Source organism: Variovorax sp. GW821-FHT10C12, from assembly GCF_059415405.1.
The window spans coordinates 83,958-109,834 of sequence record NZ_JBWKNE010000002.1; the positions used below are offsets into that span (position 1 = coordinate 83,958).

General features: G+C 65.5%; 24 protein-coding genes and 1 tRNA gene. 12 read left to right on the forward strand and 13 right to left on the reverse strand.

Annotated features, from left to right (window positions below; all coding sequences use genetic code 11):
• Positions 1-71 precede the first annotated feature (71 nt).
• On the forward strand, positions 72-764 hold the full coding sequence (locus AC07OH_RS13595; RefSeq protein WP_495301039.1) for a PA4824 family protein: 693 nt from the start codon (positions 72-74) through the stop codon (positions 762-764).
• Between the two features lie 104 nt (positions 765-868).
• Positions 869-2,104, forward strand: coding sequence for a pyridoxal-phosphate dependent enzyme (locus tag AC07OH_RS13600; protein WP_495301040.1), 1,236 nt, complete (start codon positions 869-871; stop codon positions 2,102-2,104).
• A 21-nt stretch (positions 2,105-2,125) separates the two neighbouring features.
• On the opposite strand, the gene AC07OH_RS13605 is transcribed toward AC07OH_RS13600, so the two are convergent.
• Positions 2,126-2,434: a DciA family protein gene (locus AC07OH_RS13605; protein ID WP_056578205.1), complete on the reverse strand. Its 309-nt coding sequence runs from the start codon at positions 2,432-2,434 to the stop codon at positions 2,126-2,128.
• Between the two features lie 204 nt (positions 2,435-2,638).
• On the opposite strand from AC07OH_RS13605, the gene secA reads away from it, so the two are divergent.
• The 6 genes from secA to AC07OH_RS13635 are packed head-to-tail and all read left to right on the forward strand — an operon-like array spanning position 2,639 to position 11,974.
• Positions 2,639-5,425 (forward strand): preprotein translocase subunit SecA, encoded by a 2,787-nt coding sequence (secA, locus tag AC07OH_RS13610; protein ID WP_495301041.1) that lies wholly within the window; start codon positions 2,639-2,641, stop codon positions 5,423-5,425.
• A 35-nt stretch (positions 5,426-5,460) separates the two neighbouring features.
• Positions 5,461-6,690 carry a bifunctional glutamate N-acetyltransferase/amino-acid acetyltransferase ArgJ gene (argJ, locus tag AC07OH_RS13615; RefSeq protein ID WP_495301042.1) on the forward strand — a complete coding sequence of 410 codons (1,230 nt, stop codon included), beginning with the start codon at positions 5,461-5,463 and terminating at the stop codon, positions 6,688-6,690.
• The gene (locus AC07OH_RS13620; protein WP_489059810.1) at positions 6,687-7,562 is read left to right on the forward strand and encodes an ATP-binding protein; all 876 of its coding nucleotides are present in this window, start codon (positions 6,687-6,689) and stop codon (positions 7,560-7,562) included. The genes argJ and AC07OH_RS13620 overlap by 4 nt, the downstream gene beginning before the upstream one ends.
• Entirely contained in the window at positions 7,559-8,008 is a 450-nt protein-coding gene (locus AC07OH_RS13625; RefSeq protein WP_495301043.1) for an NUDIX domain-containing protein, read from the forward strand. The genes AC07OH_RS13620 and AC07OH_RS13625 overlap by 4 nt, the downstream gene beginning before the upstream one ends.
• A gap of 7 nt (positions 8,009-8,015) precedes the next feature.
• Positions 8,016-9,986 carry an acyltransferase family protein gene (locus AC07OH_RS13630; RefSeq protein ID WP_495301044.1) on the forward strand — a complete coding sequence of 657 codons (1,971 nt, stop codon included), beginning with the start codon at positions 8,016-8,018 and terminating at the stop codon, positions 9,984-9,986.
• 20 nt (positions 9,987-10,006) lie between these two features.
• Complete coding sequence (locus AC07OH_RS13635; protein WP_495301045.1) at positions 10,007-11,974, forward strand: acyltransferase family protein; 1,968 nt, start codon at positions 10,007-10,009, stop codon at positions 11,972-11,974.
• Positions 11,975-11,989: 15 nt separating this feature from the next.
• Here AC07OH_RS13635 and AC07OH_RS13640 read toward each other — a convergent pair whose 3' ends face one another.
• The 10 genes from AC07OH_RS13640 to AC07OH_RS13685 form a co-directional block, all read right to left on the reverse strand.
• Positions 11,990-12,199 carry a DNA gyrase inhibitor YacG gene (locus AC07OH_RS13640; protein WP_153280313.1) on the reverse strand — a complete coding sequence of 70 codons (210 nt, stop codon included), beginning with the start codon at positions 12,197-12,199 and terminating at the stop codon, positions 11,990-11,992.
• Complete coding sequence (gene zapD / locus AC07OH_RS13645) at positions 12,196-12,951, reverse strand: cell division protein ZapD (RefSeq protein ID WP_153280312.1); 756 nt, start codon at positions 12,949-12,951, stop codon at positions 12,196-12,198. The genes AC07OH_RS13640 and zapD overlap by 4 nt, the downstream gene beginning before the upstream one ends.
• 32 nt (positions 12,952-12,983) lie before the next feature.
• Positions 12,984-14,015 carry a hypothetical protein gene (locus AC07OH_RS13650; protein ID WP_495301046.1) on the reverse strand — a complete coding sequence of 344 codons (1,032 nt, stop codon included), beginning with the start codon at positions 14,013-14,015 and terminating at the stop codon, positions 12,984-12,986.
• 1 nt (position 14,016) lies between these two features.
• Positions 14,017-15,510: an MBOAT family O-acyltransferase gene (locus AC07OH_RS13655; RefSeq protein WP_495301047.1), complete on the reverse strand. Its 1,494-nt coding sequence runs from the start codon at positions 15,508-15,510 to the stop codon at positions 14,017-14,019.
• A gap of 76 nt (positions 15,511-15,586) precedes the next feature.
• Positions 15,587-16,192 carry a dephospho-CoA kinase gene (gene coaE, locus AC07OH_RS13660; protein WP_495301414.1) on the reverse strand — a complete coding sequence of 202 codons (606 nt, stop codon included), beginning with the start codon at positions 16,190-16,192 and terminating at the stop codon, positions 15,587-15,589.
• A gap of 19 nt (positions 16,193-16,211) precedes the next feature.
• Positions 16,212-17,177, reverse strand: coding sequence for a prepilin peptidase (locus tag AC07OH_RS13665; protein ID WP_495301048.1), 966 nt, complete (start codon positions 17,175-17,177; stop codon positions 16,212-16,214).
• Entirely contained in the window at positions 17,177-18,406 is a 1,230-nt protein-coding gene (locus tag AC07OH_RS13670; protein ID WP_495301049.1) for a type II secretion system F family protein, read from the reverse strand. Before AC07OH_RS13670 ends, AC07OH_RS13665 begins: the two co-directional genes overlap by 1 nt.
• A gap of 24 nt (positions 18,407-18,430) precedes the next feature.
• Positions 18,431-20,164, reverse strand: coding sequence for a type IV-A pilus assembly ATPase PilB (gene pilB, locus AC07OH_RS13675; RefSeq protein ID WP_495301050.1), 1,734 nt, complete (start codon positions 20,162-20,164; stop codon positions 18,431-18,433).
• Between the two features lie 115 nt (positions 20,165-20,279).
• A tRNA-Pro gene (locus tag AC07OH_RS13680) sits at positions 20,280-20,356 on the reverse strand.
• Positions 20,357-20,408: 52 nt separating this feature from the next.
• Complete coding sequence (locus AC07OH_RS13685) at positions 20,409-21,401, reverse strand: polyprenyl synthetase family protein (RefSeq protein WP_495301051.1); 993 nt, start codon at positions 21,399-21,401, stop codon at positions 20,409-20,411.
• 182 nt (positions 21,402-21,583) lie between these two features.
• Here AC07OH_RS13685 and rplU point away from each other — a divergent pair, with 182 nt between their 5' ends.
• The 4 genes from rplU (at position 21,584) to proB (ending at position 24,537) form a co-directional block, all read left to right on the forward strand.
• Entirely contained in the window at positions 21,584-21,895 is a 312-nt protein-coding gene (gene rplU, locus AC07OH_RS13690) for a 50S ribosomal protein L21 (RefSeq protein ID WP_042578903.1), read from the forward strand.
• Between the two features lie 12 nt (positions 21,896-21,907).
• Positions 21,908-22,168 carry a 50S ribosomal protein L27 gene (gene rpmA / locus AC07OH_RS13695; protein ID WP_013543198.1) on the forward strand — a complete coding sequence of 87 codons (261 nt, stop codon included), beginning with the start codon at positions 21,908-21,910 and terminating at the stop codon, positions 22,166-22,168.
• A 72-nt stretch (positions 22,169-22,240) separates the two neighbouring features.
• Positions 22,241-23,317 (forward strand): Obg family GTPase CgtA, encoded by a 1,077-nt coding sequence (gene cgtA / locus AC07OH_RS13700; RefSeq protein ID WP_307696280.1) that lies wholly within the window; start codon positions 22,241-22,243, stop codon positions 23,315-23,317.
• A gap of 80 nt (positions 23,318-23,397) precedes the next feature.
• Positions 23,398-24,537 (forward strand): glutamate 5-kinase, encoded by a 1,140-nt coding sequence (gene proB, locus AC07OH_RS13705; RefSeq protein ID WP_489059791.1) that lies wholly within the window; start codon positions 23,398-23,400, stop codon positions 24,535-24,537.
• A 34-nt stretch (positions 24,538-24,571) separates the two neighbouring features.
• On the opposite strand, the gene AC07OH_RS13710 is transcribed toward proB, so the two are convergent.
• Both AC07OH_RS13710 and AC07OH_RS13715 read right to left on the reverse strand, forming a co-directional pair.
• Positions 24,572-25,165 (reverse strand): CNP1-like family protein, encoded by a 594-nt coding sequence (locus AC07OH_RS13710; protein ID WP_489059789.1) that lies wholly within the window; start codon positions 25,163-25,165, stop codon positions 24,572-24,574.
• Positions 25,113-25,781, reverse strand: a complete 669-nt coding sequence (locus AC07OH_RS13715; protein WP_099792345.1) for an RNA pyrophosphohydrolase — start codon at positions 25,779-25,781, stop codon at positions 25,113-25,115. Before AC07OH_RS13715 ends, AC07OH_RS13710 begins: the two co-directional genes overlap by 53 nt.
• Positions 25,782-25,877 lie beyond the last annotated feature (96 nt).

Sequence of the window (25,877 nt, forward strand, 5' to 3'; positions counted from 1 at the left end):
GCCGCGCCGCGTCATGGCGCGGACTTTCCGGCTTCCTAGAATGAGGCAGGGCTCTCTGAGGGAAGCACGAGATGAAGAACAACAACAAACGCACCGCACGCCTGCTCTTCGCCGCATGCGCGGCGCTGCCGGGCCTGGGCGCGCAGGCCGCCGGCCACTTCGATGTCGACGACGCCGGCACGCTCGATCCCGGCCAGTGCCAGTACGAAACCTGGTGGGGCCGCAGCGGCGCCGAGCCCGTCACGACGGGTTTCCATGTCGGGCCGGCCTGCCGGGTCGGGCCGGTCGAGCTGGGGCTGAACTTCGACCGGCTCTCGGCGCAGGGCGTCCATTCGGTCACGGGCGGCCCGCAGCTCAAATGGACCTTTGCCGGCACGGCCGCCGACGCGCCTTTCAGCGCCGCCGTGTCGATGGGCGCGGTGGCCGACCTGCGGCGCGGCGGTCGCTGGGGCGGCCAGCTGGTCGTGCCGCTCACCTGGCGGCCCACCGACAGCCTGCAATTCCACGCCAACCTGGGCGCCGACTGGGCGCTGGGCACCGGCGTGCGCACGCCGCGCGGTGGCCTCGCGGTGGAGTGGGCGCTGAACGACGCCGTGTCGCTGATCGCGGAGCGCAACCGGGCCGCGGGCGTGTGGACCTCGCGCGTGGGTGGCCGCTTCAGCCTGACGCCGCTGATCAGCGTCGACATCAGCACCTCGCGCACCGGGCCGCAGGGCGTGCGCGGCGTGGTGATCGGGCTGAACCACGAATTCACGTGGAAATAAGTGAAGGAAATCTGAAATCCACTGCAATGGGATGAACTCCCGTATCGTGGACTTCGTTGATTTTGAATAAGATTCGGTCACATTTATTAACGAGTCAACGATCCGTGACCCCATCGCCCGTTCTGGACTTCAAGTTCACCGCGCCGCCGGAGAACCCCGCGCAGACCTTCCTGCCGGGCCGGCCGGCCGGGGTGCTCGGCCGCTCGTTCACGCCGCAGCGCAATCCGCGGCTGCAGGGGCTGCAGTGCCTGCGCTGCGACACGCTGTACCCGGTCACGCTCGCCAACGACGGCTGCCCGGCCTGCCGGCAGGCCGGCTTTCACGTGGGGCTGCGCGCGAGCTACCGGCCCGGCGGCCCGGACGTGGTGCCGATGCCTTACGTGCAGGGCTTTTCGCTCGGCGAGGGAAACACGCCGCAGCACGACATGCCCGACCTCGCGCAGCAGTTCGGCGTGGCGCGCCTGAGCATCAAGGACGAATCGCGCAACCCGACCGGCTCGCCCAAGGACCGGCTGACCGCGATGGGCGTGGCCCAGGCGCTGGACGCCGGCGCCCACACGCTGGTGCTCGCATCGTCGGGCAACACGGCGGTCTCGGCGGCGCACTATGCCTGGGCCGCGGGGCTTGGTTGCGAAGTGGCCACTTACGAGGCGATGCCCGCCACCTATGCGCGCCAACTCGACGCGCTGGGCGCGCGGCGTTACGTGTTCGCCGACAACACAGGCCGCTGGGGCTTCGTGCGCGAGCGCTCGCAGTACCCGGGCTATTTCGCGCTCTCCAACTACCGCCTGCCGGCGCTCGGCAGCGCGCCGTTGGGCGTGGAGGGCTACAAGGCCATCGCCGAAGAGTGCCTGCAGGATGGCGGCCTGCCGGACCACGTTGTGGTGCCGACCGGGCGCGGCGACATGGCCTGGGGCATCTACGCCGGTTTTCGTGAGCTGCTGGCGGCGGGGCGCATCGCGCGCCTGCCGCGGATGTGGCTGGTCGAGCCTTTCCCGCGGCTGTCGCGCGTGCTCGAGGGCGGGGCGCTCAACGGCAGCTACCCCGGTCGCACGGCGCAGCTGTCGAGCGCGGGCGCGACGGTCACCTATCTGCAATGGCAGGCTGCCACGGCCAGCGGCGGCGGGGCCGTGGTGGTGGGCGACGACGAAGCTCGCGCGGCGCGGCGGCTGCTCACCGCGGCCGGCGTGAGCGCCGAGCTGGCGGCGGCGGCAGGCCTGGGGGCGGTGCGGCAACTGCGCGAGGCCGAGACCATTGCGGCCGATGCGCACGTCGTGCTGGTGCTGACCTCCGACGCGTCGAGCGATCCGAGCTGGCCCGACCGCGCTGTTGCCGCTTGAAGCGGTGTGCCGCCCCGGGGCTCAGCGCCCCGTGTACACCTTGATGCGGATCGTCGCGACGTCCCAGCCCCGGTTCTTCAGCCGCGTGACCAGCATCGGCGACAGCTGGCGCAGCTTGGCGGCTGCGGCGCTGCCCTTGACCAGCAGGCACCACACATCGCCCTCGGCTGGCCCCGGCTGGATGGCCGCGCGCATGGCCGGCGGAATCAACCCTTCGATCGCCTTCAGCCGCTCGGCCGTGTCCCGCGCGCGTGCCATCAGGCTCCCCAGGGTGGGGGCGCCTGCCGCAGCTTCGTGCAGTGAAATGGCGGGGGGAAGTCGGCGATACATGGGTAATCCAGGGGTTAGAAACAAGACAGCTAAAATGCCCGGTTTGCCGACGCGTGCGTCGGCGTTTGTTCCGGAACGGGGCCATCCGACTTCGAGACTTGCCAAGCTTGCATTCGAAGAAGGTGCGCCCAACTGCTTTCACCATATCTTAGGGAATCCGGTCGCAGTGCCTGTCGTGTCAGGTGCCCGCCCCTCTCCACGCCCATGGCAACCAACTTCCTGACCCAGATCTTCGGCAGTCGCAACGACCGGCTCCTCAAGCAGTATCGCAAGACGGTGACGCGCATCAATGCGCTCGAACCCGAATTCGAAAAGCTCAGCGACGACGCGCTGCGCGCCAAGACGCAGGAATTCAAGGACCGCATCGCCAAGGGCGAGTCGCTCGACGACCTGCTGCCCGAAGCCTTCGCCACCGTGCGCGAAGGCTCCAAGCGCGTCATGAAGATGCGCCACTTCGACGTCCAGCTGCTCGGCGGCATGGCGCTGCACAACGGCAAGATCTCCGAAATGCGTACCGGCGAAGGCAAGACGCTGACCGCCACGCTGCCCGTGTACCTGAATGCGCTGTCCGGCAAGGGCGTGCACGTGGTCACGGTGAACGACTACCTGGCCAACCGCGACGCGACCTGGATGGGCCGCCTGTACAACTTCCTGGGCCTGTCGGTCGGCATCAACCTGCCGCAGATGCCGCGCGAAGAGAAGCAGGCCGCCTACGGCAGCGACATCACGTACGGCACGAACAACGAGTACGGCTTCGACTACCTGCGCGACAACATGGTCTACGAGCCCGGCGACCGGGTGCAGCGTGGCCTGAATTTCGCGATCGTCGACGAGGTGGACTCCATCCTGATCGACGAGGCCCGCACGCCGCTGATCATCAGCGGCCAGGCCGAAGACCACACCGACCTGTACCTGGCGATCAACAAGGTGGTGCCGCTGCTCAAGAAGCAGGAAGGCGAAGCCGATCCGCGCACGGGCGAGGGCGTCACGGTGCCCGGCGACTTCACGGTCGACGAGAAAACCCACCAGGTGTTCCTGACCGAAGACGGTCACGAGAACGCCGAGCGCATCCTGGGCGAGCTCAAGCTGATTCCCGAGGGCGCATCGCTGTACGACCCGGCCAACATCACGCTGATGCATCACCTGAATGCCGCGCTGCGTGCTCGCCACCTGTACCACCGCGACCAGCACTACGTGGTGCAGCAGGGCGAAGTGGTCATCGTCGACGAATTCACCGGCCGCCTCATGAGCGGCCGCCGCTGGAGCGACGGCCTGCACCAGGCCGTGGAAGCCAAGGAAGGCGTCGAGATCCAGGCCGAGAACCAGACGCTGGCCTCGATCACCTTCCAGAACTACTTCCGCCTGTACGGCAAGCTGGCCGGCATGACCGGCACGGCCGACACCGAGGCCTACGAGTTCCAGGAAATCTACGGTCTCGAGACCACGATCATTCCGCCGAACCGCATCAGCAAGCGCGACGACCAGCTCGACCGCGTCTACAAGACGACGCGCGAGAAGTACGAAGCAGCCATCCAGGACATCCGCGAGTGCTACGAGCGCGGCCAGCCGGTGCTGGTGGGCACCTCGTCGATCGAGAACTCGGAAATCATCGACGCCCTGCTCGAGAAGGCAGGCCTGCCGCACCAGGTGCTCAACGCCAAGCAGCACGCCCGCGAAGCCGACATCGTGGCGCAGGCCGGTCGCACGAAGATGATCACCATCGCGACCAACATGGCCGGCCGCGGTACCGACATCGTGCTGGGCGGCAACATCGAGAAGATGATCGAGGCGATCGAGAACGACGAAGGCCGCGACGAAGCCACCAAGCAAGCCGACATCGCCCATGTGCGCGCCGAGTGGACCAAGGACCACGAGTTCGTGAAGTCGCTGGGTGGCCTGCGCATCATCGCCACCGAACGCCATGAGTCGCGCCGCATCGACAACCAGCTGCGCGGCCGTTCGGGCCGCCAGGGCGACCCGGGTTCGTCGCGCTTCTACCTGAGCCTGGACGATCCGCTGATGCGCATCTTCGCGGGCGACCGCGTGAAGGCGATCATGGACCGCCTGAAGATGCCCGACGGCGAAGCCATCGAAGCCGGCATCGTCACGCGCAGTATCGAGAGCGCGCAGCGCAAGGTCGAGGCGCGCAACTTCGACATCCGCAAGCAGCTGCTCGAGTACGACGACGTGTCGAACGACCAGCGCAAGGTGATCTACCAGCAGCGCAACGACATCCTCGACGCGGCCGACCTCACGGCGCAGATCGCCGCGCTGCGCGAAGGCTGCTTCACCGACCTCGCGCGCCAGTACGTGCCGCGCGAATCGGTCGAAGAGCAGTGGGACCTCGACAGCCTCGAGAAGAGCCTGTTCAGCGAGTGGGGCATCGACATGCCGCTCAAGCAGCAGGTCGAGGCCGCCGATGCCATCTCCGACGAGGAAGTGGTCGAGAAGATCGTGGCCTACGCCAACGAGAGCTTCGACGCCAAGGTCACGCTGATCGGCCAGGAGAACTTCACCCAGTTCGAGCGCATGGTGCTGCTGCAGAGCATCGACACCCACTGGCGCGAACACCTGGCCTCGCTCGACTACCTGCGCCAGGGCATCCACCTGCGCGGCTATGCGCAAAAGCAGCCCAAGCAGGAATACAAGCGCGAGGCCTTCGAGCTCTTCGGCCAGCTGCTCGACTCGGTCAAGAACGAAGTCACGCGCCAGCTCATGACGGTGCGCGTGCAGTCGGGCGAACAGCTCGAGCAGGCGGCCGAGGAAATGGAAAGCCGCGGCGAGAACGTCTCGAACATCACCTACACCGCGCCCACCGAGACCGGCGAGGTCGAGGTGCGCGTCGACGAAGAGAACCAGCGTCGCCTGGCGGCCGTCGGCACGGGCGCCCTGAGCGCCGAAGCCGCCGCCTTTGCGCGCGTCGGCCGCAACGACCCCTGCCCCTGCGGCAGCGGCAAGAAGTACAAGGCGTGCCACGGCAAGCTGAGCTGAGCTGAAGTCCCGCACCTTTCATTGAGAGAAATCCCATGCCCGTGAACCTGTCCGCTCCCGATCCCGCCGCGCTGTTCGCGGTGCCCGGCGTCCGCATCGGCGTGGCCGAAGCCGGCGTGCGCAAGGCCAACCGCAAGGACCTGACCGTCGTGCTGATCGACGAAGGCTCGGCGGTCGGCGGCGTGTTCACGCAAAACCGTTTCTGCGCCGCGCCCGTGCAGGTCTGCCGCGACCACCTGAAGGCCAGCTACGGCATTCGCGCGATGGTGATCAACACCGGCAACGCCAACGCCGGCACCGGCGAAGACGGCCTGATGCGCACGCGTTCCACCTGCATCGCGCTGGCGCGCCACCTGGAGCTGGCGCCCGAGCAGATCCTGCCGTTCTCGACCGGCGTGATCATGGAGCCGCTGCCCGTGGACCGCATCGAAGCCGGCCTGCCGGCCGCGCTGGCCGACGCGTCGGAAAACAACTGGGCCCGTGCCGCCGAAGGCATCATGACCACCGACACGATCCCCAAGGCGTTCAGCCGCCGGGTGCAGATCGGCGGTGCCACCGTCACCGTCACCGGCATCAGCAAGGGCGCCGGCATGATCCGTCCGAACATGGCGACCATGCTCGGCTTCATGGCGACCGACGCGAAGATCGACCCGGCGCTGATCCAGCCGCTGGCCACGCAGCTGGCCGACGCCTCGTTCAACCGCGTGACCATCGACGGCGACACCTCGACCAACGACTCGTTCGTGGTCATCGCCACGCAGAAGGCCGCGCACGCGACCATCACCTCGCTCGACTCGGCCGACGGCCAGGCGCTCGTGGCCGCGATGCGCGACGTGGCCCGCCTGCTGGCGCAGGCCATCGTGCGCGACGGCGAAGGCGCGACCAAGTTCATCACCATCCAGGTCGACGGCGGCAAGGACGGGGCCGAGTGCCGCCAGGTGGCTTATGCCGTGGCGCATTCGCCGCTGGTCAAGACCGCCTTCTTCGCCAGCGACCCGAACCTGGGCCGCATCCTGGCGGCCGTCGGCTATGCCGGCATTGCCGACCTCGACCAGACCGGCATCGACCTGTTCCTGGACGACGTGCATGTGGCGGTGAAGGGCGGGCGCAATCCGTCGTACCGCGAGGAAGACGGCCAGCGCGTGATGAAGCAGAGCGAAATCACCGTACGCATCGGCCTGGGCCGCGGCACTGCCAGCGACACCGTGTGGACCTGCGATTTCAGCCACGAGTACGTCACGATCAACGCCGACTACCGGTCATGAACGAGCAGTTCCAGAAGCTCATTGAGCGCGCCGAGCAGCTCATCGGCCGCATCGAATCGATCCTGCCGCAGCCGCTGTCGGCCCCGCCCGACTGGAATGCGTCCATCGCCTGGCGCTACCGCCGTCGCAACTCCGGCCATGGCGTGCTGGAGCCCGTGAAGCACGTGGCCACGATGGCGCTCGATTCGCTGAGGGAAATCGACGTCCAGAAGGAAAAGATCGAGCGCAACACGCGCCAGTTCGTCGAAGGCAAGCCGGCCAACAACGTGCTGCTGACCGGCGCACGCGGCACGGGCAAGTCGTCGCTGATCCGCGCCTGCCTGCAGGCCTACGCGCCGCAGGGCCTGCGCCTGATCGAGGTCGACAAGGCCGAACTCACCGACCTGCCCGACATCGTCGAGGTGGTGTCGCAGCGTCCCGAGAAGTTCATCGTCTTCAGCGACGACCTGAGCTTCGACGAGGGCGAGCCGGGCTACAAGGCGCTCAAGTCGATCCTGGACGGATCGATTGCCGCCTCGACGCCCAACGTGCTGATCTACGCGACCAGCAACCGACGCCACCTGCTGCCCGAGTACATGAAGGACAACCTCACGTACAAGCACACGGACGACGGCGAGGTGCATCCGGGCGAAGTGATCGAAGAGAAGATCTCGCTGTCGGAGCGCTTCGGCCTCTGGGTGAGCTTCTACCCCTTCAGCCAGAACGAATACCTGACGATCGTGGGCCAGTGGCTCTCGTCGTTCGGCGTCGACGACGCGGCCATCGCGGCGGCGCGGCCCGAGGCGCTCGTGTGGGCGCTCGAGCGCGGCTCGCGCAGCGGCCGCGTGGCCTACCAGTTCGCGCGCGACTACGCAGGGCGGGCCGGCGCGTGAGTGAGACGGCACGCAAGCACACCGAAGTGGCCGTCGGCGTGCTGATCCGGCTGGCCGACGATGCGTTGTTGCTCACCACGCGGCCTGAAGGCAAGGCCTATGCGGGCTACTGGGAGTTCCCGGGCGGCAAGATCGAAGCCGGTGAAACGGTCGAAGAAGCCCTGCGCCGCGAGTTGCAGGAAGAGCTGGGCGTCACCATCGGCGGTGCCGAGGTCTGGAAGGTCACCGAGCACGACTACCCGCATGCGCTGGTGCGCCTGCACTGGTGCAAGGTGACGGACTGGACCGGCGAATTCGAAATGCGCGAGAGCCAGGCCATGGCCTGGCAGCAGCTGCCGCTGGAGGTGGCGCCGGTGCTGCCGGGTGCATTCCCTGTGCTGCAGTGGCTGTCGGACGAGCGCGGTCTGCCGTTCGTGCCGCCGCCGGTCGTTGCGCCGGCCCACTGACCGATTGATGCATCCGAAGTACCGTCCGGATATCGACGGCCTGCGTGCCATTGCGGTGGGTGCCGTGCTGGTGTACCACGCGTTCCCGACTGCGCTGATGGGCGGCTTCATCGGGGTCGACATCTTCTTCGTGATCTCGGGCTTCCTGATCACGACCATCATCCTGCAAAGCCTCGCGGCGGGTGATTTCACCTACCGCGACTTCTACGCACGCCGCATCCGCCGGATCTTTCCGGCCTTGATCGTGGTGCTGCTGGCGACCTTGTGCGCAGGCTGGTACCTGCTGCTGTCCGACGAGTTCGCGGAACTCGGCAAGCAGACCGTGGGGGGGACGGCCTTCGTCGCCAACCTGGTGTTCTGGGGCGAATCGGGCTATTTCGATACGGCGGCCGAAACCAAGCCGCTGCTGCATCTGTGGTCGCTGGGCATCGAGGAGCAGTTCTACATCTTCTGGCCGCTGCTGCTGGGGCTGGCATGGCGCAAGGGCTGGCCGATCGTGCGCGTGGTGCTGGCGGTGGCGGCGGTGTCGTTCCTGATCAACGTGACGACCGTGCATCCGCTGCCCGCAGCGTCGTTCTATTCACCGGCCTCCCGTTTCTGGGAGCTGATGGTCGGCGGCATCCTGGCCTGCATGCGCCTGAAACCGCCGGCACCGAATGCGTGGCGAAGCCACGTGCAGTCGGTGCTGGGCGTGGGCTTGATCGTGCTCGGGCTGGTGATGATCCGCAGCAACAAGGCGTTCCCTGGCTGGTGGGCGCTGCTGCCGACGCTGGGTGCGGTGAGCTGCATCGCCGCGGGGCCGAGCGGTGTGCTGAACAAGTACCTGCTGTCGAACCGCGTGATGGTGTGGATCGGCCTGATCAGCTACCCGTTGTACCTGTGGCACTGGCCGCTGCTGGCCTTCGTGCGCATCGTGGAAGCCGATCCGCTGCACCCGTCGCCGGTCTATCGCGCCGGCGCGATGGTGGCGAGCGTGCTGCTTGCATGGGCGACCTATCGCTTCGTCGAGCGCTTTGCTCGCAACCGGCCCGGCGCGGGAACGCTCAAGACGCTGGGCGCGGGCATGGTGTTGGTGGCCGCTGCGGGCACTGCGATCTTCTTTGGCGTGCCGGAGCCGCGCAACAACAGCGATCGGCTGCAGGTTGTGGCCAACGCCACGCTGGACGCCGATTACTACGAGGGCTTCAAGCTCGATCAGATCGGCGAGCAACTGGTCTACAAGGTCGGCGGTGGCCCGAAACGTGTGCTGTTCCTGGGTGACAGTCACGTGCAGCAGTACGCACCGCGCGTGATGGAACTGGCCCGCACGTCGTCGATGCCAGACAAGTCGGCCTGGTTCGTGACCCAGGGCGCTTGCCCGGCCGTGCTGGGCGTGCATGCAGACAAGAACATCGGCTGCGCCGAACGGCGCGATGCCATGCTGGCCTACGCCATGGGCCCCGAGGTCGACTCGGTGGTGATCGGCGGTTGCTGGAACTGCTATTTCATCGGTCAAGGCGCGTTGGACTACTACTTCCGCGACGCCGACAACAAGCGCCATCCGTTCCAGAACGGTGACGGCATCGAGCGTTCCCTGGCTTCGATGGAGTTCACGTTGCGCGAACTCGCGCGGCACAAGAAGGTCTACCTGCTGCTCGACAACCCCGGCGGCCCGGAGTTCACGCCCAAGCGGCTGATCGAAGGCAGTCGCCTGACGCACATGGAGGCCATGACCTCGACCCCGACCACGCCGCTGCCGGCCGATCAGAAGCAGCTCAACGACCGGTTGCGCGCCATCGCGCAGGCGAGCGGGGCGGAGCCGATCGACGCCATGGCGGTGCTGTGCAAGAACGACCAGTGCCTGCGCACGCTGTCCGACGGCGCGCCCGCGTACAAGGACGCTGATCACCTGCGTCCGCGCTACACCCGGGAAGAGGCGAGCTATTTCGACCGCACGGTGCGCAGCGCACCGGTCGCCGCGCAGCAGCCGGCGCGCTGAGCGAGCCTGCCGTACCGACGATGCATCCCAAGTACCGCCCGGACATTGACGGCCTGCGCGCCATCGCGGTGGGCTCGGTGCTGGCGTACCACGCCTTTCCGAGCCTGCTGCCCGGCGGCTTCATCGGGGTCGACGTCTTCTTCGTGATTTCGGGCTTCCTGATCACGACCATCCTTCTCCAGAGTCTCGCGGCCGCCGACTTCACCTACAGCGACTTCTACGCGCGGCGCATCCGGCGCATCTTTCCCGCGCTGCTGCTGGTGCTGCTCGCCACGCTGGCGTTCGGCTGGTACGTGCTGCTGCCCGGGGAGTTCTCTCAACTGGGCAAGCAGACCACCGGTGGGGCTGCTTTCTTCGCCAACCTGGTGTTCCTCGGTGAAGCGGGGTACTTCGATGCCACGGCGGAGACCAAACCGCTGTTGCACCTGTGGTCGCTGGGGATCGAGGAGCAGTTCTACATCTTCTGGCCGCTGCTGCTGGGGTTGGCCTGGCGCAAGCGCTGGCCGATCCTGCGGGTGACGCTGGCGGTGGCCGTCATATCCTTCCTGGTCAATGTGCTCACGGTGCAGCCGTACCGCGCCGCGGCGTTCTATTCGCCACTGTCGCGCGCGTGGGAGCTGATGGCCGGCGGTCTGCTGGCGGTCATGCGCCTTCAGTCGACGTCGACATCGGTGGATTCGCGGCCGATGCTGAAGCATGTGCAGTCGGTGGTCGGTCTGGGCCTGATCGTGTTGGGCCTTTTCATGACCCGCAGCACCAAGGCGTTTCCCGGCTGGTGGGCGTTGTTGCCGGTGCTCGGCGCGGTGAGCTGCATCGCGGCGGGCCCGAACGGCGTGCTGAACAAGTACCTGCTGTCGAACCGTGTGATGGTGTGGGTCGGCCTCATCAGCTACCCGTTGTACCTGTGGCACTGGCCGCTGCTTTCGTATGCGCGCATCGTCGCGGGCGGCGAGCCTTCGCTGCAGGTGCGCATCGCGATGGTGGTGGCTTCTGTTGTCCTGGCCTGGGCCACGTACCGTTTCGTGGAGCGCTTTGTCAAGCTGCACCTCTCGCAGGGCATGCTGCGCGGGTTGGCCGCCGGCGGTGCGGCGCTGGCGCTGGTCGGCGTGGTTGTGTTCCTGGGCACGCCAAAGCCGCGCCACGACAGCCAGGCACTGCAGGCCGTGGCCGACGCGACGCGCGAAGACAACTACTACGGGGGCTTCGAGGAATCTGCGCTCGGTGGCCAGTTCGTCTACCGCACCGGCAATGGCAAACAGAACGTGCTGCTGATCGGCGACAGCCATGTCGAGCAATATGCGCCGCGCGCACTCGAGCTGGTGCGCACGCAGCCCGACAAGGCCCGCACGGTGTACTTTGCGACCAAGGGTTCGTGCCCGCCGGTGCCGGGCCTGTTCAGCGATGCCGACACGGCCTGCGACGCGCGGCGCGCGGCCGTGCTCGATCTGGCGCTCACGCCAGAAATCGATTCAGTGGTGCTGGGGGCCTGCTGGAGCTGCTACTTCACTGGCGTCGGACCCGCGGTGAACTATTTCGTCGATGACAAGAAGGTCGTGCATCCGTTCCTGAACGGGGATGGCGTCGATCTGGCGCTCCAGTCGCTGGGCAAGGTGTTGAAGCGCCTGTCGGCGGCGGAAAAGAAGGTCTACCTGGTGCTCGGCAATCCGGTCGGCATGGATTTCGATCCGCTCAAGCAGATCGAGGGCAGCCGGTTGGGCAGGATGCGCGTCAGCGAACAAGGCAAGGCGCCGTTGCCGGAAGACCAGGCGCAGTTCAATGCGCGGCTGAAGCAGGTGGCCGAAGCCAATGGCGCGCAGGTGATTGAGCCGTTCGCCAGCCTGTGTGCCGAGGGTCAGTGCATCCGCAGCATGCCGGACGACGGTTCGCCGGCGTACAAGGACATCGGTCACCTTCGTCCGCGCTATGCGCGCAGCTTTGCGACCTACATGGATCCGGCACTGCTGGACGAGAGCGCGGGCAGCAAGTAACTCCGCGCGGCTTGCCTATTGGACCTTCGGGTCGCCGAAGGGATCGTCGTCGGGCGGGGCCTCGGTCGGCATCCGGAACTCTTCGCTGGCCCAGGCCCCCAGGTCGATGCCTTTGCAGCGCGCGCTGCAAAACGGTCGGTAGCTGTTGCTTGGCGCATAGACGCTGTCGCCGCCGCACGTGGGGCAACGGACGATCCGCTCGCCCTTGTCGTTCACCTCGGTCATGCGCAGAGGGTCAGCTCGAAAGGCGCGTCATCCGAGCTTGGATGAAGGCGATCGTCCTTGTCGTGCCGCATGAGGCGCACGGACACCATGAGACGGTTGCCGCTGATTTCGGGGATGAGACCCAGCTTCGGGTCGATGCGCAGGCGTAGCAACTGGAAGCTGCGGCCTTGCGGCAGGTTCTGCTGGAACTGGCCGTTGGTCGCGATCACCTTGTAGGGCACGTCGGCGTCGCGCAGCAGCTTGAGCAGCAGATAGATCGACGAGGCCAGCGGAGACAGGGTGTTCGACCAGCGCTCGAGGTCGGCGCGGCGACTGGCGGCCGGGCGGTGTTGCCAGGCGAAATAGGCGGGCAGGTCGAACTCGCAGGTCCCGCCCGGAATGCCGGCGCGGCTGCGGATGCTCATGAGCCACTCGTTTTCCGTCAGCGCCTGGCCGGCCTTGCCCGCCACGCCGTTCAGCGTGGTGAAGTTGCGCTCGAGCTGGCCGACCACCTGGTCGAGCACGGCTTCGGCGATGGCCGGATTGCCCCGGTAGCCGTTGAACACGTTCTTGTGCTTGTCGAGGTCGCGCATGACGTCGGCCTTGAGATCGGCCCGCGCGGCCACGTCCATGATCTCGAAGATCGTGACCAAGGCGTAGTGATGGGACAGCGGCGATTCGGAGGGCACCAGTTCTCCGAGCCGGCGGAAGAGGTGCTCCAACCGCAGGTAGGTGCGGGTGCGCTCGTTGAAGGGGTACTCGTAGAGGATCACGCGTATCGGCTTTTCAGATCAGGTTCTCGAGCTCATTGCGATTTTGCAATTGGTGCCGGCAGCACCTCACGCACAGCCTCCAGCATACGCTGGCCGAAAAGAATGTAACCCTGGGTCGAGACGTGGGTCTCGTTTGCGGGGAAGAGATCCGTCATCTTGAAGCGGTTTTTCTCCGCAAGATCGAACAGGTCCGGCCCGATATTTTGCGGGTTGAACTCGGCCCTGAACGCGTCGGCATGGTTTTGTTGCAAATAGACGGTGCTCTTGTTGGGCACGACCATCCACACCACCTTGTAGGGCGTGGCGCTGCTCTCGAAGCGTTTCATGAAGCGCGCCGACTCGACCGACAACGGGGCGTTGACGCGGTCTTCGGCGGTCACCAACAGCTTGTCGCACGCGCGGTGGCTGAACTGCTTGCAGCCGTCGGGCACCTTGCGCGCGTCGATCAGCGGGCCCCAGTGCTCGGGGGTGTTGGTCCAGTTGTCGGAGCGCAGGATGGCGCGGGTGTTGTGATAGGTGAACCAGCCGCTGAGCAACTGGGCGTCCCAGTTGAGCTGGAAGCCGGGGGCCGGTTTGGACGGATTCTCGCCGGGCGGCGGGGTCGGCTTGAAGGCGTGCTTCATGGTCTTGCAGGCCGCGGACTTCTCGATGCGGTCTTCGAGCAGGCGCTCGATGCTTTCGACGATGACGACCTTGCCCTTGAAGCCGGACTTTTCGAGCCAGCTCGAGAAGTCCTCGCACAGCGGGCCGGTGTTGTCCCAATGCGTGGTGGTGAGCTTGTAGCCGGCGCCCACGAGCACCGATTGCCAGACGTAGCGCACCGAGAAGCTGTCGCCGATCACCAGGATGTCGGATTCCTGGATCGGCCACGTCTTGACGTTGGCGTCCGGGATCGGGGGCGGCGGGGCGTGCCAGCCGAACTCTTGCTCCGAGATGCGACCGATGCGGGTCAGGTCGCCGTACGGAATGGGCGTGAAGAGGCTGACGACCAGCAGGGCGCAGCACACCAGGTAGCCGGCGGCGAAGATGCGGAGCCAGGCCTTGGCCGATTTCGTGTCTTCCATGTCAGAACTGGAAATAGAGGAACGGGCTGTAGCTGCCGAACTTCGACACGCACAGACCGAAAAGATAGACGCAGCCCAGTCCGGTGACCCATGTGGCCAGGCGTTGCAGGCGGGGTCGCCCGGCCAGGCCGGCGACGTTCGGAATCCAGCGGTCGAGGGTGATCGTTGGTGGCAGCGCCAGGCAGATCACGAGGCCCACGAGGATGGTCTGGAAGAATTCGGGCTTGCGGAACGGAACGCGGAACTCGCTGAAGGCCGACACGGGGGCGCCGTGCAGGCCGAGCATGCCCTTGTAGATCTCGATGGCGGCCGTCATGCTGTCGGCGCGGAACACGACCCAGGCGATCATCACGCACAGGAAGGTGATGAACCAGCCGATCACGCGGCCGTACCAGGTGGTCTTGGTGTTGCCGCGGCGCACCTTGGCGTTCCAGAAATGATTGACCATCAGGTAGGCGCCATGCAGCGCGCCCCAGATCACGAAGGTCCATGCGGCACCGTGCCACAGGCCGCCAAGCAGCATCGTCAGGAAAAGGTTGAGGTAGCGGCGTGCCGGGCCCTTGCGGTTGCCGCCGAGCGGCACGTAGAGGTAGTCACGCAGGAAGGTCGACAGCGAGATGTGCCAGCGGCGCCAGAACTCGATCATGTTGGTCGACTTGTAGGGCGAGCGGAAATTGAGTGGCAGTTGCACGCCCAGGCACAGCGACAGGCCGACCGCCATGTCGGAGTAGCCCGAGAAGTCGAAATAGATCTGCAGCGTGTAGGCCAGCACTCCGAACCACGCGGTGTACAGGGAGGGCAGCACGCCCTCGTGCACGCCCTTGAACATCATGTCGGCGTACTGACCGAGCGGGTCGGCGATCAGCATCTTCTTGGCCAGGCCAAAGACGAAGATGCCCAGCCCGAGCGCCACGTTGCTGGCGTTGAACCTGTAGGTCGCCGGGCTGTTGAACTGCGGCATCATCTGCGCGTGGTGAAGCACCGGGCCCGCGATCAGGTGCGGGAAGTAGGTGACGAACAGCATGTAGTGGATGAAGCTGCGCTCGTGCACCTTGCCCTGCCAGCAGTCGACCAAAAAGGCGATCTGCGTGAAGGTATAGAACGAGATGCCGATCGGCAGCACGATGTGCACCAGATCGATCGGTGTGAGACCCGCCGCGACCAGCCCGGCGTCGACGTTTTCCAGGAAGAAATTGGCGTACTTGAAGACGGCGAGCACGCCCAGGTTGATCACCAGCGCGGTGATCAGCAGCGTCTTGCGCTTGCGTTCGTTGCGGCCCGGCGCGGGTGTCAGCTGCAGGCCGAACCAGTAGTTGACGCAGATGGAGCCCAGCAGCAGCGGCAGGGCCTGCATGCTCCACCAGCCATAGAAGAACAACGAGGCCAGTCCGAGGAAGCCGGCGGCGGCGCGGGTGTTGCGCTTGCCGATCAGGAAGAACCCGATCAGGACCAGCGGGAAATAGACAAAAATGAAGGGATACGAGTTGAAAAGCATCTCGGGGAGGGCACTGCAGTGGCGAGCGCCTTTTTGTCGTAATCGTTATAGAGCCGCCGGGGCGGCTGGTCTCCGATTATCGCGTGGTGGCCGCGGCCCACAGCTTCCAGAGACCCCGCACCTCGGTGCCCAGTTCCGCGAGCGTCAGTGACTCGTTGTAAATCACGGCGTCGGCGGCGGCCCGGCGTGCCTTGCGCGGGGCCTGCTGGGCGATCACGGCGCGCACGGCTTCGGGCTCCCATCCCGAGCGTGCGACCACACGCTGCAGCTGCGTGTCTTCGCGGGCATCGACCACCAGCACGCGGTCTACGAGGGCGCGCCAGCGGCCGGATTCAACCAGCAAGGGCACGTCGAACACGACGACGGCGTCGTTGCCGGCCGCGGCGGCCTGGCGCTGGGTCTCGGTGCCGATCAGCGGGTGCAGGATGGCTTCGAGGCGGGCCTTGGCGCCCGCATCGGTGAACACGAGCTGGCGCATGGCAGCCCGGTCGAGGCCGCCGTCGGGCGCGATGACCGAGGCGCCGAATGCGGCCTCGATGGCGGGCATCGCGATGCCGCCGGCCTGCGCGATGCTGCGTGCGATGGCGTCGGTGTCGACCAGCACCGCCCCTTCAGCCACCAGCAGCGACGCGACCGTGCTCTTGCCGCTGCCGATGCCGCCGGTCAGGCCGATGCGTTTCATCGCCATGCTGCTGCTGTTCCTAGAGCGCCAGGGCCCCGAAGGGGAAGGCGAAGGGGATCCACTGCTTCACGACGGCGGGACCGGCCACGAGGCAGATCAGGCCGGCACCGGCCAGGAAGGGGCCGAAGGCGATGGGAATGTCCTTGTGGGCCAGCTTGCCGGCAAAGCGCAGCGTGAGGCCGATCACGGCGCCCACCACCGAGGAGACGAGGATGATCGCGATGAGGTAGTCGGCGCCGAGCCAGGCACCCAATGCGGCGAGCAGTTTGAAGTCCCCATGTCCCATGCCTTCCTTGCCTGTGGCCAGGCGGTAGGCATGGTACACAAGCCACAGGCTCAGGTAGCCGAACACGGCGCCCCAGACCGCGGTGTTCAGGCTGACGCCGGTCCAGCCCAGGGCGGCGCCGACCAGGCCTAGCCAAAGCAGTGGGTAGTTCAATGCATCGGGCAGGAACTGGGTGTCGAAGTCGATGAGGAACTGGCAGATCAGCAGGGCGCCGAAGGCCGCCCAGAGCGCGCCCGTCGGGGTGATGCCGAAGCGATGTGCGCACAGGGCAAACAGCGCACCGGTGATCAGCTCGACGAGGGGGTAACGGGGGCTGATCGAGGTCTTGCAGTTGGCGCACCGGCCGCGCAGCAACAGGTAGCTCAGGACGGGGATGTTCTGGTACCAGCGAATCTTGTGACCGCAGGCACCGCACCGCGACGCAGGGCGCGACAGGTCGAAAGGCGGCAGCTTCTCGAGGGCTTCGGCCGCCTTGTCCGCCGCCGCTTCGAGGCCCGCGGGCGGCATCGCCTTCGGGCCGAAGACCAGCGACCAGAGCGATGGCATGTCCTTTGAGGACATGAGGTTGGCGACCGCATCGCTCAGCCAGCCCCGGTACATCATGACCGGGGTACGGTAGACCACCACGTTCAGAAAACTGCCGACCAATAGCCCCAGCACACCGGCCAGCGCGGTGTCGAATCCTTGCGACACCAGCATCAGACGACCTGGCCGAGCTTGAAGATGGGCAGGTACATCGACACCACGATGCCACCGATGATGACACCGAGGAACACGATGATGATGGGCTCCATCAAGCTGGAGAGGCCGGCGACCATGTCGTCGACTTCGGACTCGTAGAAGTCCGCAGCCTTGCCGAGCATGTGGTCGATCGAGCCCGACTCCTCACCGATGGCGGTCATCTGGATCACCATCGAGGGGAACAGGTTGACGTTGGTCATGGCCGTCGTCAGGCTGGTGCCGGTCGAGACTTCCTGCTGGATCTTGGCCGTGGCGTCGCCGTACACCGAGTTGCCCGAGGCACCGCCCACGGAGTCGAGGGCCTCCACCAGTGGCACGCCGGCCGCGAACATGGTGGCGAGCGTACGGGTCCAGCGGGCCACGCAAGATTTCTCGATCAACGTGCCAAAGATGGGGAGGCGCAGCAACAGGCGGTCCATGACCTTCTGGACGCGCTCGTTGCGTTTCCAGGCCTGAAGGAAGAAGTAGATGCCGCCACCGAGTACGCCGAAGATCAACCACCAGTAGGAAACGAAGAACTCGCTGATTCCCATCACGATCAGCGTCGGCGCGGGCAGGTCGGCACCGAACGAGGTGAACACCTCCTTGAACGCGGGAATCACGAAGATCATGATGATCGCCACCACGATGAAGGCCACGACGACCACCGAGGTCGGGTACATCAGTGCCGACTTGATCTTCGACTTGATTGCCTCGGTCTTTTCCATGTAGGTGGCCAGGCGGTCGAGCAGGTCTTCCAGAATACCGGCCGCCTCACCGGCTTCCACCAGGTTGCAGTAGAGGTTGTCGAAATACTTCGGAAACTTGCGGAACGCGGCCGACAGCGAGGTGCCGGTCTCGACATCACTGCGGATGTCGTTCAGCAGCTTGGCGACACTCGCGTTCGCGTTGCCACGACCCACGATGTCGAAGGACTGCAGCAACGGCACGCCGGCCTTCATCATGGTCGCAAGTTGGCGCGTGAAGATGGCGATGTCCTTGGGCTTGATCGCCTTGCCCGAGCGCATGCGGCGCTTCTTGATCTTGGACGCCAGCACGCCCTGGCGACGCAGTGCCGCCTGCACCTGGTTTTCCCCGGCGGCGCGAAGCTCGCCGCGCACCAGCTTGCCGTTACGGTCCTTGCCTTCCCATTCGAAGACGAATTCCTTGTGTGTGACCTGCGAGCGGGAGGGTGCCACTGTTGCCATTCGATCTCCGGTTCAGTGTGTTCGTTATAGGTTGGTGCAGGCCACGACTTCTTCGAGCGAAGTGAGGCCCTGCATGACTTTGCGAAGGCCGGACTGGCGCAGCGAGCGCACGCCTTCGGCTTCGGATTGGTTCGCGATGTCCAGTGCGCTGCCATCGCGCAGGATGATTTCCTGGATGGCTTCCGAAATCGGCATCACCTGGTAGATGCCGACCCGGCCCTTGTAGCCGCCGCTGCAGGCGGCGCATCCGACCGGGCGGTAGGGCTTCCAGGTGCCGTTGATGTCTTCCTCGTTGAAGCCGGCTTCGAGCAGGGCTTCACGCGGGATATCGATCGGCGCGCGGCACAGCATGCACAGCCGGCGCGCGAGGCGTTGCGCAGTGATCAGGATCACGCTCGATGCGATGTTGAACGGCGCGATGCCCATGTTGCGCATGCGCGTGAGGGTGGTCGGGGCGTCGTTGGTGTGCAGCGTCGACAGCACCAGGTGACCCGTTTGCGCGGCCTTGATCGAGATGTCGGCGGTTTCGAGGTCGCGGATTTCGCCGACCATGATGATGTCGGGATCCTGCCGCAGGAAGGCGCGCAGCGCCGCCGCGAAGGTGAGGCCGGCCTTCTCGTTGACGTTGACCTGGTTGACGCCAGGCAGGTTGATTTCCGACGGGTCTTCCGCCGTCGCGATGTTGACGCCCGGCTGGTTGAGCAGGTTCAGGCAGGTGTACAGCGACACGGTCTTGCCCGAGCCCGTAGGGCCGGTCACCAGCACCATGCCGTACGGGCGGCCGATGGCGTGGAGGAGCCGTTCCTTTTCGTCGGCGTCGTAGCCCAGGGCGTCGATGCCCATGCGCGCGCTGCTCGGGTCCAGGATACGCACGACGATCTTCTCGCCGAACAGCGTGGGCAGCGTGCTCACGCGGAAGTCGATCACGCGGTCGGGACCGATCTTGAGCTTCATGCGGCCGTCTTGCGGCACGCGTTTTTCCGAGATGTCGAGTCGGGAAATGACCTTGATGCGAGAGGCCAGCTTGTCCTTGATGACCGTGGGCGGGGAGGCGATTTCGCGCAGTTCGCCGTCGACCCGGAAGCGCACCCGATAGTGGTGTTCGTAGGGCTCGAAATGGATGTCCGAGGCCCGCATGCTCACGGCGTCGAGCAGCATCTTGTGCAGGAAGCGCACCACGGGTGCGTCTTCGACTTCGGCGATGGCCTGTTCGTTGGCGTCGCCCGAGGTGTCGGCCGTGACATCGTCGAACTCGAACTCGGCGCCGACGATGCTGTTGATGGACTCCGCCGCGCTGACCGCAGCGGCCTCGATCATGCGAGAGAGCTTGTCGTACTCCGCAATGACCCAGTCCACGCCCATCTGCGAGGCGAACTTGATTTTTTCAGCAGCCTGTTGGTCCGATGGGTCGGCCGTTGCGACGATCAGGCGGTTGTTGCGTTTGCTGAGAACGACGATGCGGTACGCATGGCAGAGCTTCGGATCGAGCAGGTCCTTGGGCAGGCGCTGGTGATCGATGGCATCGAGGTCGAGCAGTGGGGCGCCGAAAGCGCTCGACAGGGTGTGGGCGAGGTCCGCGGCTGAGACGGCACCCGTGCCGGTCAGTTCGGCGATGAAGCTGGTGCGCCCGCTCAGCGACTTCTGATAGATATCTTCGGCTGATTTCGCTGCAAGCTTGCCGGCGGACACCAAGGCGCGCGCCAGGCCGGGAAGGGCGATCTGCGTAGTTTCTTTAACGGGAATTTCGGCAGCGGCCATTCAGCGAATGCAAAAGATGTGAAAAAGTGCTTCACGATCATCGCTGAACACGCCTGTGCTGTAAATCGTTACACAGCAACAGGAGCTGACATTAACTGGACCAGTCGAGAAAAACTGGTCGGGGTGAGAGGATTCGAACCTCCGGCCTCTACGTCCCGAACGTAGCGCTCTACCAGGCTAAGCTACACCCCGATTGGTTGCAAGAAAAAGAACTCGTCCTAGATGCCAACTCTGTGGAGGTGTTTCAGGCACGTCGCTCAAGCAACTGAGCCGCTAATTGTAGCAAACCTGAAGCGTGCAAATTCGACGGAAGGTCGCGCAATGCATGAATTGCGCGTTCGGCCTCTGCAGCGGCCGCTGCACGCGAGGCTTCCAGTGCGCCCGTTTCGCGAACGATCTCGACGATTTTTCCCAGCTGGGCAGTGTCGCCGGCCTCGATGGCGGCGCGCACCAGTGCGCTCTGTTCCGGGGTGCCGCGCTGCATGGCGAAGATCAGCGGCAAGGTGGTCTTGCCTTCGCGCAGGTCGTCGCCGACGTTCTTTCCGGTTTCCTGAGCGTCGCCCGCGTAGTCGAGTACGTCGTCGATCACTTGAAAGGCGGTGCCCAGTGCTTGCCCGTAAGTGGCGCAGGCTTCTTCGACTTCGGGCGTGGTGTCGGCCAGCACGGCTGCCAGCCGAGTGCTCGCCTCGAAGAGTTTGGCGGTCTTGGAGCGGATCACTCGCAGGTACGCCGCTTCGTCCAGCGAGGCGTCGTGCATGTTCATCAACTGCAGCACTTCGCCTTCCGCGATCACGTTGGTCGCTTCGGCCAGAATCTGCATGATGCGCATGTTGTTTGCATCCAACATCATCTGGAAGGCGCGCGAGTACAGGAAGTCGCCCACCAGCACGCTGGCGGGGTTGCCGAAGGATTCGTTGGCGGTGGCGCGGCCCCGGCGCAGGGTCGATTCGTCGACCACGTCGTCGTGCAGCAGGGTGGCGGTGTGGATGAACTCCACCACAGCTGCTAGATTGAAGCGTTGGTCGCCGGTGTAGCCGAGTGCGCCTGCCATGAGCAGTAGCAGCGCCGGCCGCAGCCGCTTGCCGCCCGCCGAGATGATGTATTGCGAAACTTGGCTGACCAGCGGGACGCCAGTGTTGAGGCGTTGGGCGATCACACGGTCGACTTCGACCATGTCGCCGGCAATCAGGTCCAGCACGGTGGCGGTGGGGGAGGTGTCGGCGGCGGGAACTGGCAAAGCGAAGGCGCGGGGCGCTGCGAAGATGAGGGCGACCCTGGGGGCCGGAACGCCGGAATTATAGGGAGCCGTGCACGAATCCCAGGCGTGTCTCAGAGTCGGGGTGGTGAGCGATCGCAAACCGCGCTATAATCTTGGGCTCTGCGGAATTCGCTGCGGAGACTCATTTCTAAGAGGTTTACATGTACGCGGTCATAAAAACCGGCGGCAAGCAATATCGCGTTGCTTCCGGCGAAAAAATTAAAGTAGAACAGATTGCTGCGGACGTAGGCCAGGAAATCGTGATCGACCAGGTTCTGGCTGTCGGAAACGGCGCTGAAATCAAGGTTGGTACGCCCCTGGTGTCCGGCGCAACGGTGACAGTCACGGTACTGTCGCACGGCAAGCACGACAAGGTCGGCATCTTCAAGATGCGCCGTCGCAAGCACTATCAGAAACGTCAAGGCCATCGCCAGCAGTTCACCGAACTGCAAATCGGCGCGATCGCCGGCTAAGGAGCACATTCCATGGCACAGAAAAAAGGCGGCGGCTCCACGCGAAACGGGCGCGATTCCAAGCCCAAGATGCTCGGCGTGAAGGCCTTCGGCGGCGAACTGATCAGCGCAGGCTCGATCATCGTGCGCCAGCGCGGCACCCAGTTCCACCCCGGCGTGAACGTCGGCGTGGGCAAGGACCACACGCTCTTCGCCCTGGTCGACGGCCACGTGTCGTTCGGTCACAAGGGTGCGCTGAACAAGCACATGGTCAACGTGACGCCCGCGGCCTAAGCCCCGCAGTCACTTCGATCTTTCCGAGGCCCCGCATTGCCGGGGCTTCTTCATTTGTAAACTGGACATCCCATGAAGTTCGTCGACGAAGCCTTCATCGACATCGCCGCGGGCGATGGCGGCAACGGCTGCGTGTCGTTCCGTCATGAGAAGTACAAAGAGTTCGGCGGCCCCAATGGCGGCGACGGCGGCCGTGGCGGCCACGTGTTCGCGGTGGCCGACTCGAACCTCAACACCCTGGTCGATTTCCGCTACTCGCGCCGGCACGAAGCCAAGCGCGGCGAGCACGGCATGGGCTCCGACATGTTCGGCGCCGCGGGCGATGACATCGTGCTCCGGATGCCGGTCGGCACGATCATCACCGACGCCGAAACCGGCGAGGTTCTGTACGAGATGCTGACGGAAGGTGAGGTCGTCACCATCGCCAAGGGCGGTGACGGCGGTTTCGGCAACATGCGCTTCAAGAGCGCGATCAACCGTGCGCCGCGCCAGAAGACGCCCGGCTGGCCCGGTGAGAAGAAGAGCCTCAAGCTCGAGCTCAAGGTGCTGGCCGATGTGGGCCTGCTGGGCATGCCCAACGCGGGCAAGTCGACCCTGATCAGCGCCATCTCGAATGCCCGTCCCCGTATCGCGGACTACCCCTTCACCACGCTGCACCCCAATCTGGGTGTGGTGCGCGTCGGCCCGGAGCAAAGCTTCGTGGTCGCCGACCTGCCCGGGCTGATCGAAGGCGCGTCCGAAGGCGCTGGCCTCGGTCACCTGTTCCTGCGGCACCTGCAGCGCACGCGCCTGCTGCTGCATGTGGTCGATATGGCACCGTTCGACGATGCCGTTGACCCGGTCGCCCAGGCCAAGGCCATCGTGGGCGAACTGAAGAAGTACGATGCTGCGCTCTACGACAAGCCGCGCTGGCTGGTGCTGAACAAGCTCGACATGGTGCCCGGCGACGAGCGCGCGGCACTGGTCAAGGACTTCGTCAAGCGTCTGCGCTTCAAGGGCCCGGTCTTCGAGATCTCGGCGCTCACGCGCGAAGGCTGCGAGCACCTGATCAAGGCTGTGTACCAGCAGGTCAAGGCGCAGCAGGTGGCCGAGCACGAAACCGTCGTGGTCGATCCGCGCTTCGTTCCGCTGCCGCCCGAAGAAAACTGAGGGCGTTGCGGCGCCTTCGGTGCTGCAAAATGGATAGCAAGCAGCGCAGGCTGCATCCCTGAAACACGCCTTCTTCCTTCATGACCTCGAATTCCGGTTCCACTGCCTTGCGGGATGCCCGCCGTATCGTCGTCAAGGTGGGCTCCAGCCTCGTGACCAACGAGGGGCGCGGCCTCGACGAAGCCGCCATCGGCGAGTGGTGCCGGCAACTGGCGCAGCTGGTGCGCGATGGGCGCGAGGTGGTGATGGTGTCGAGCGGCGCCATCGCTGAAGGCATGAAGCGCCTGGGCTGGAAGACCCGGCCGCACGAGATCCACGAATTGCAAGCCGCGGCGGCCGTCGGGCAGATGGGCCTGGCCCAGATGTACGAGACCAAGCTGCGTGAGAACCAGATCGGCAGCGCGCAAGTGCTGCTGACGCATGCCGACCTCGCGGACCGCGAGCGCTACCTCAACGCGCGCTCGACCCTCGTCACGCTGCTGCGCCTGGGCGTGGTGCCGGTGATCAACGAGAACGACACCGTCGTCAACGACGAGATCAAGTTCGGCGACAACGACACGCTCGGCGCGCTGGTCGCCAACCTGGTCGAGGCCGATGCGCTGATCATCCTGACCGACCAGAAGGGCCTGTACACGGCCGACCCACGCAAGGACCCCGACGCCAAGTTCGTGCACGAAGCCGCCGCAGGCGACCCGGCGCTCGAAGCCATGGCCGGCGGCGCCGGCTCGAGCATCGGGCGGGGCGGCATGATCACCAAGATCCTCGCGGCCAAGCGCGCGGCGGGTTCCGGCGCTTCGACGGTCATCGCCTGGGGTCGCGAAGCCGACGCGCTGCTGCGGCTCACGCGCGGCGAATCCATCGGCACGCTGCTGGTGGCGCAGACCGCCAAGCACCAGGCACGCAAGCGCTGGATGGCCGATCACCTGCAACTGCGTGGTGCCGTCATCGTCGATGCCGGTGCGGCTGCGAAGGTGCGCGGCGAAGGCAAGAGCCTGTTGCCGATCGGCATGACGGGCGTGTCGGGTGAGTTCTCGCGCGGCGATGTGATCGCGGTGCGCGACGTCGACGGCGTCGAGCTGGCCCGTGGATTGGCCAATTACTCGAGCGTGGAGGCCCGGCTGCTGTGCCGCAAGCCTTCGGCCGAGTTCGAGCGGCTGCTGGGCTACGCGGCCGAGCCGGAGATGGTGCACCGCGACAACATGGTGCTGATGCCGGGTTGATCTTCAGGGCGGGGCGCCGTGCCCCGCCACCGCTTCAGGGCAGTTCGCGCAGCGGATTGCGGATGTTCTGCACCATCTCTGTGACCGAGCTGCGCGGCGCGTTGCCGCGGCACAGGCCCTGGGTCGCCAGCGCCGGCACGTAGCTGGAGTTCATGTCCCTCACGCGCTTCCATTCGGGCGACTTCGTTTCCTGCCAGGCACCGTTGTTGAAGCGGGCATAGCTCTTCATCTCTGCTGTCGAGCAGCGCACGCCTTCATAGAACGCATTGACGGCGCCACCGGCCCGGTTCTGTGCCACCACCACGTAGCGCACGATGCCGTCCTTCGTGATGGCGATGGTGTTCGGGTCGACGCCGAACTTCAGCGTCATGTAGGGCGGCATCGCGATCGGCAGCAGACGGCTTTCGCTGAAGGTCGGTGGTGGCGGCACCGCGGTTTCTTCCCACTCCTTGTCCTGCTCCGTGCTCTTGGGTGCGGGCGGCATGCCGGCTTGGGCCCAGTCGGGGTTGTCGGTGTCGTAGCCGCGGGAGGCGCAGGCGGCCAGCAGGCTGACGCAGGCGATGACGAGCGCACGCTCAGCGTGGCGTCGGGAAAGAAGAAGGCGCGCTGTTCTTGGGAGGAGGTTCATCGCTCGCAGAAGGAAGGTCGGGATGCGGATCGAAGCTGCCGCCGGGCGGCAGGTCGAGGCCCGCAGGGGCTCCATGGTCCAGCGTGTGGCGCTCGAATTCTCGGGCGCGCACGTTGCTACGCAGGAAGCGGTTGCGGAAATCCTGCCGGGGCAGGTAGCGAGCAAGCTCGGTAAGCGCCATCTCGTAGACGCCGCGCTTGAACTCGACGACCACGTCGAGCGGGACCCAGTAGTCATGCCAGCGCCAAGCGTCGAATTCGGGATGGTCGGTGGCACGCAGGTTGAGATCCCAGTCGTGGCCGACAAGTTGCAGCAGATACCAGATCTGCTTCTGGCCTTTGTAGTGGCCCCGTGCGTCACGGCGGATGAACCGATCCGGCACCTCGTAGCGCAACCAGTCGCGGGTACGGGCCACGATGCGCACATGCTCCGGATGGAGCCCGACTTCCTCGTGCAGTTCCCGGAACATGGCTTGCTCGGGACTTTCGCCACGGTCGATGCCGCCTTGCGGAAACTGCCAGGAATGCGTGCGTATGCGCTTGCCCCAGAAAACCTGGTTTCTCTGGTTGAGCAGGATGATGCCGACGTTGGGCCTGAAGCCGTCCCGGTCGAGCATAATCAAACCCCAATTTTTGAACTGAGTCGATTATGCATGCCGGGTTGCCCTCGGCAAGCGACCGGTTCCGGGCTCTCAGGGTCTCTCCGGGGTGCC

Coding starts and splice junctions, on each gene's coding strand:
- proB (WP_489059791.1), top strand. CDS start 23,398: ATGACCTCGAATTCCGGTTCCACTGCCTTGCGGGATGCCCGCCGTATC.
- AC07OH_RS13655 (WP_495301047.1), bottom strand. CDS start 15,510: ATGCTTTTCAACTCGTATCCCTTCATTTTTGTCTATTTCCCGCTGGTC.
- AC07OH_RS13595 (WP_495301039.1), top strand. CDS start 72: ATGAAGAACAACAACAAACGCACCGCACGCCTGCTCTTCGCCGCATGC.
- rplU (WP_042578903.1), top strand. CDS start 21,584: ATGTACGCGGTCATAAAAACCGGCGGCAAGCAATATCGCGTTGCTTCC.
- secA (WP_495301041.1), top strand. CDS start 2,639: ATGGCAACCAACTTCCTGACCCAGATCTTCGGCAGTCGCAACGACCGG.
- AC07OH_RS13630 (WP_495301044.1), top strand. CDS start 8,016: ATGCATCCGAAGTACCGTCCGGATATCGACGGCCTGCGTGCCATTGCG.
- pilB (WP_495301050.1), bottom strand. CDS start 20,164: ATGGCCGCTGCCGAAATTCCCGTTAAAGAAACTACGCAGATCGCCCTT.
- coaE (WP_495301414.1), bottom strand. CDS start 16,192: ATGAAACGCATCGGCCTGACCGGCGGCATCGGCAGCGGCAAGAGCACG.
- AC07OH_RS13650 (WP_495301046.1), bottom strand. CDS start 14,015: ATGGAAGACACGAAATCGGCCAAGGCCTGGCTCCGCATCTTCGCCGCC.
- AC07OH_RS13640 (WP_153280313.1), bottom strand. CDS start 12,199: ATGACCGAGGTGAACGACAAGGGCGAGCGGATCGTCCGTTGCCCCACG.
- argJ (WP_495301042.1), top strand. CDS start 5,461: ATGCCCGTGAACCTGTCCGCTCCCGATCCCGCCGCGCTGTTCGCGGTG.
- AC07OH_RS13635 (WP_495301045.1), top strand. CDS start 10,007: ATGCATCCCAAGTACCGCCCGGACATTGACGGCCTGCGCGCCATCGCG.
- AC07OH_RS13670 (WP_495301049.1), bottom strand. CDS start 18,406: ATGGCAACAGTGGCACCCTCCCGCTCGCAGGTCACACACAAGGAATTC.
- cgtA (WP_307696280.1), top strand. CDS start 22,241: ATGAAGTTCGTCGACGAAGCCTTCATCGACATCGCCGCGGGCGATGGC.
- AC07OH_RS13620 (WP_489059810.1), top strand. CDS start 6,687: ATGAACGAGCAGTTCCAGAAGCTCATTGAGCGCGCCGAGCAGCTCATC.
- AC07OH_RS13605 (WP_056578205.1), bottom strand. CDS start 2,434: ATGTATCGCCGACTTCCCCCCGCCATTTCACTGCACGAAGCTGCGGCA.
- rpmA (WP_013543198.1), top strand. CDS start 21,908: ATGGCACAGAAAAAAGGCGGCGGCTCCACGCGAAACGGGCGCGATTCC.
- AC07OH_RS13665 (WP_495301048.1), bottom strand. CDS start 17,177: ATGCTGGTGTCGCAAGGATTCGACACCGCGCTGGCCGGTGTGCTGGGG.
- AC07OH_RS13710 (WP_489059789.1), bottom strand. CDS start 25,165: ATGAACCTCCTCCCAAGAACAGCGCGCCTTCTTCTTTCCCGACGCCAC.
- AC07OH_RS13715 (WP_099792345.1), bottom strand. CDS start 25,781: ATGCTCGACCGGGACGGCTTCAGGCCCAACGTCGGCATCATCCTGCTC.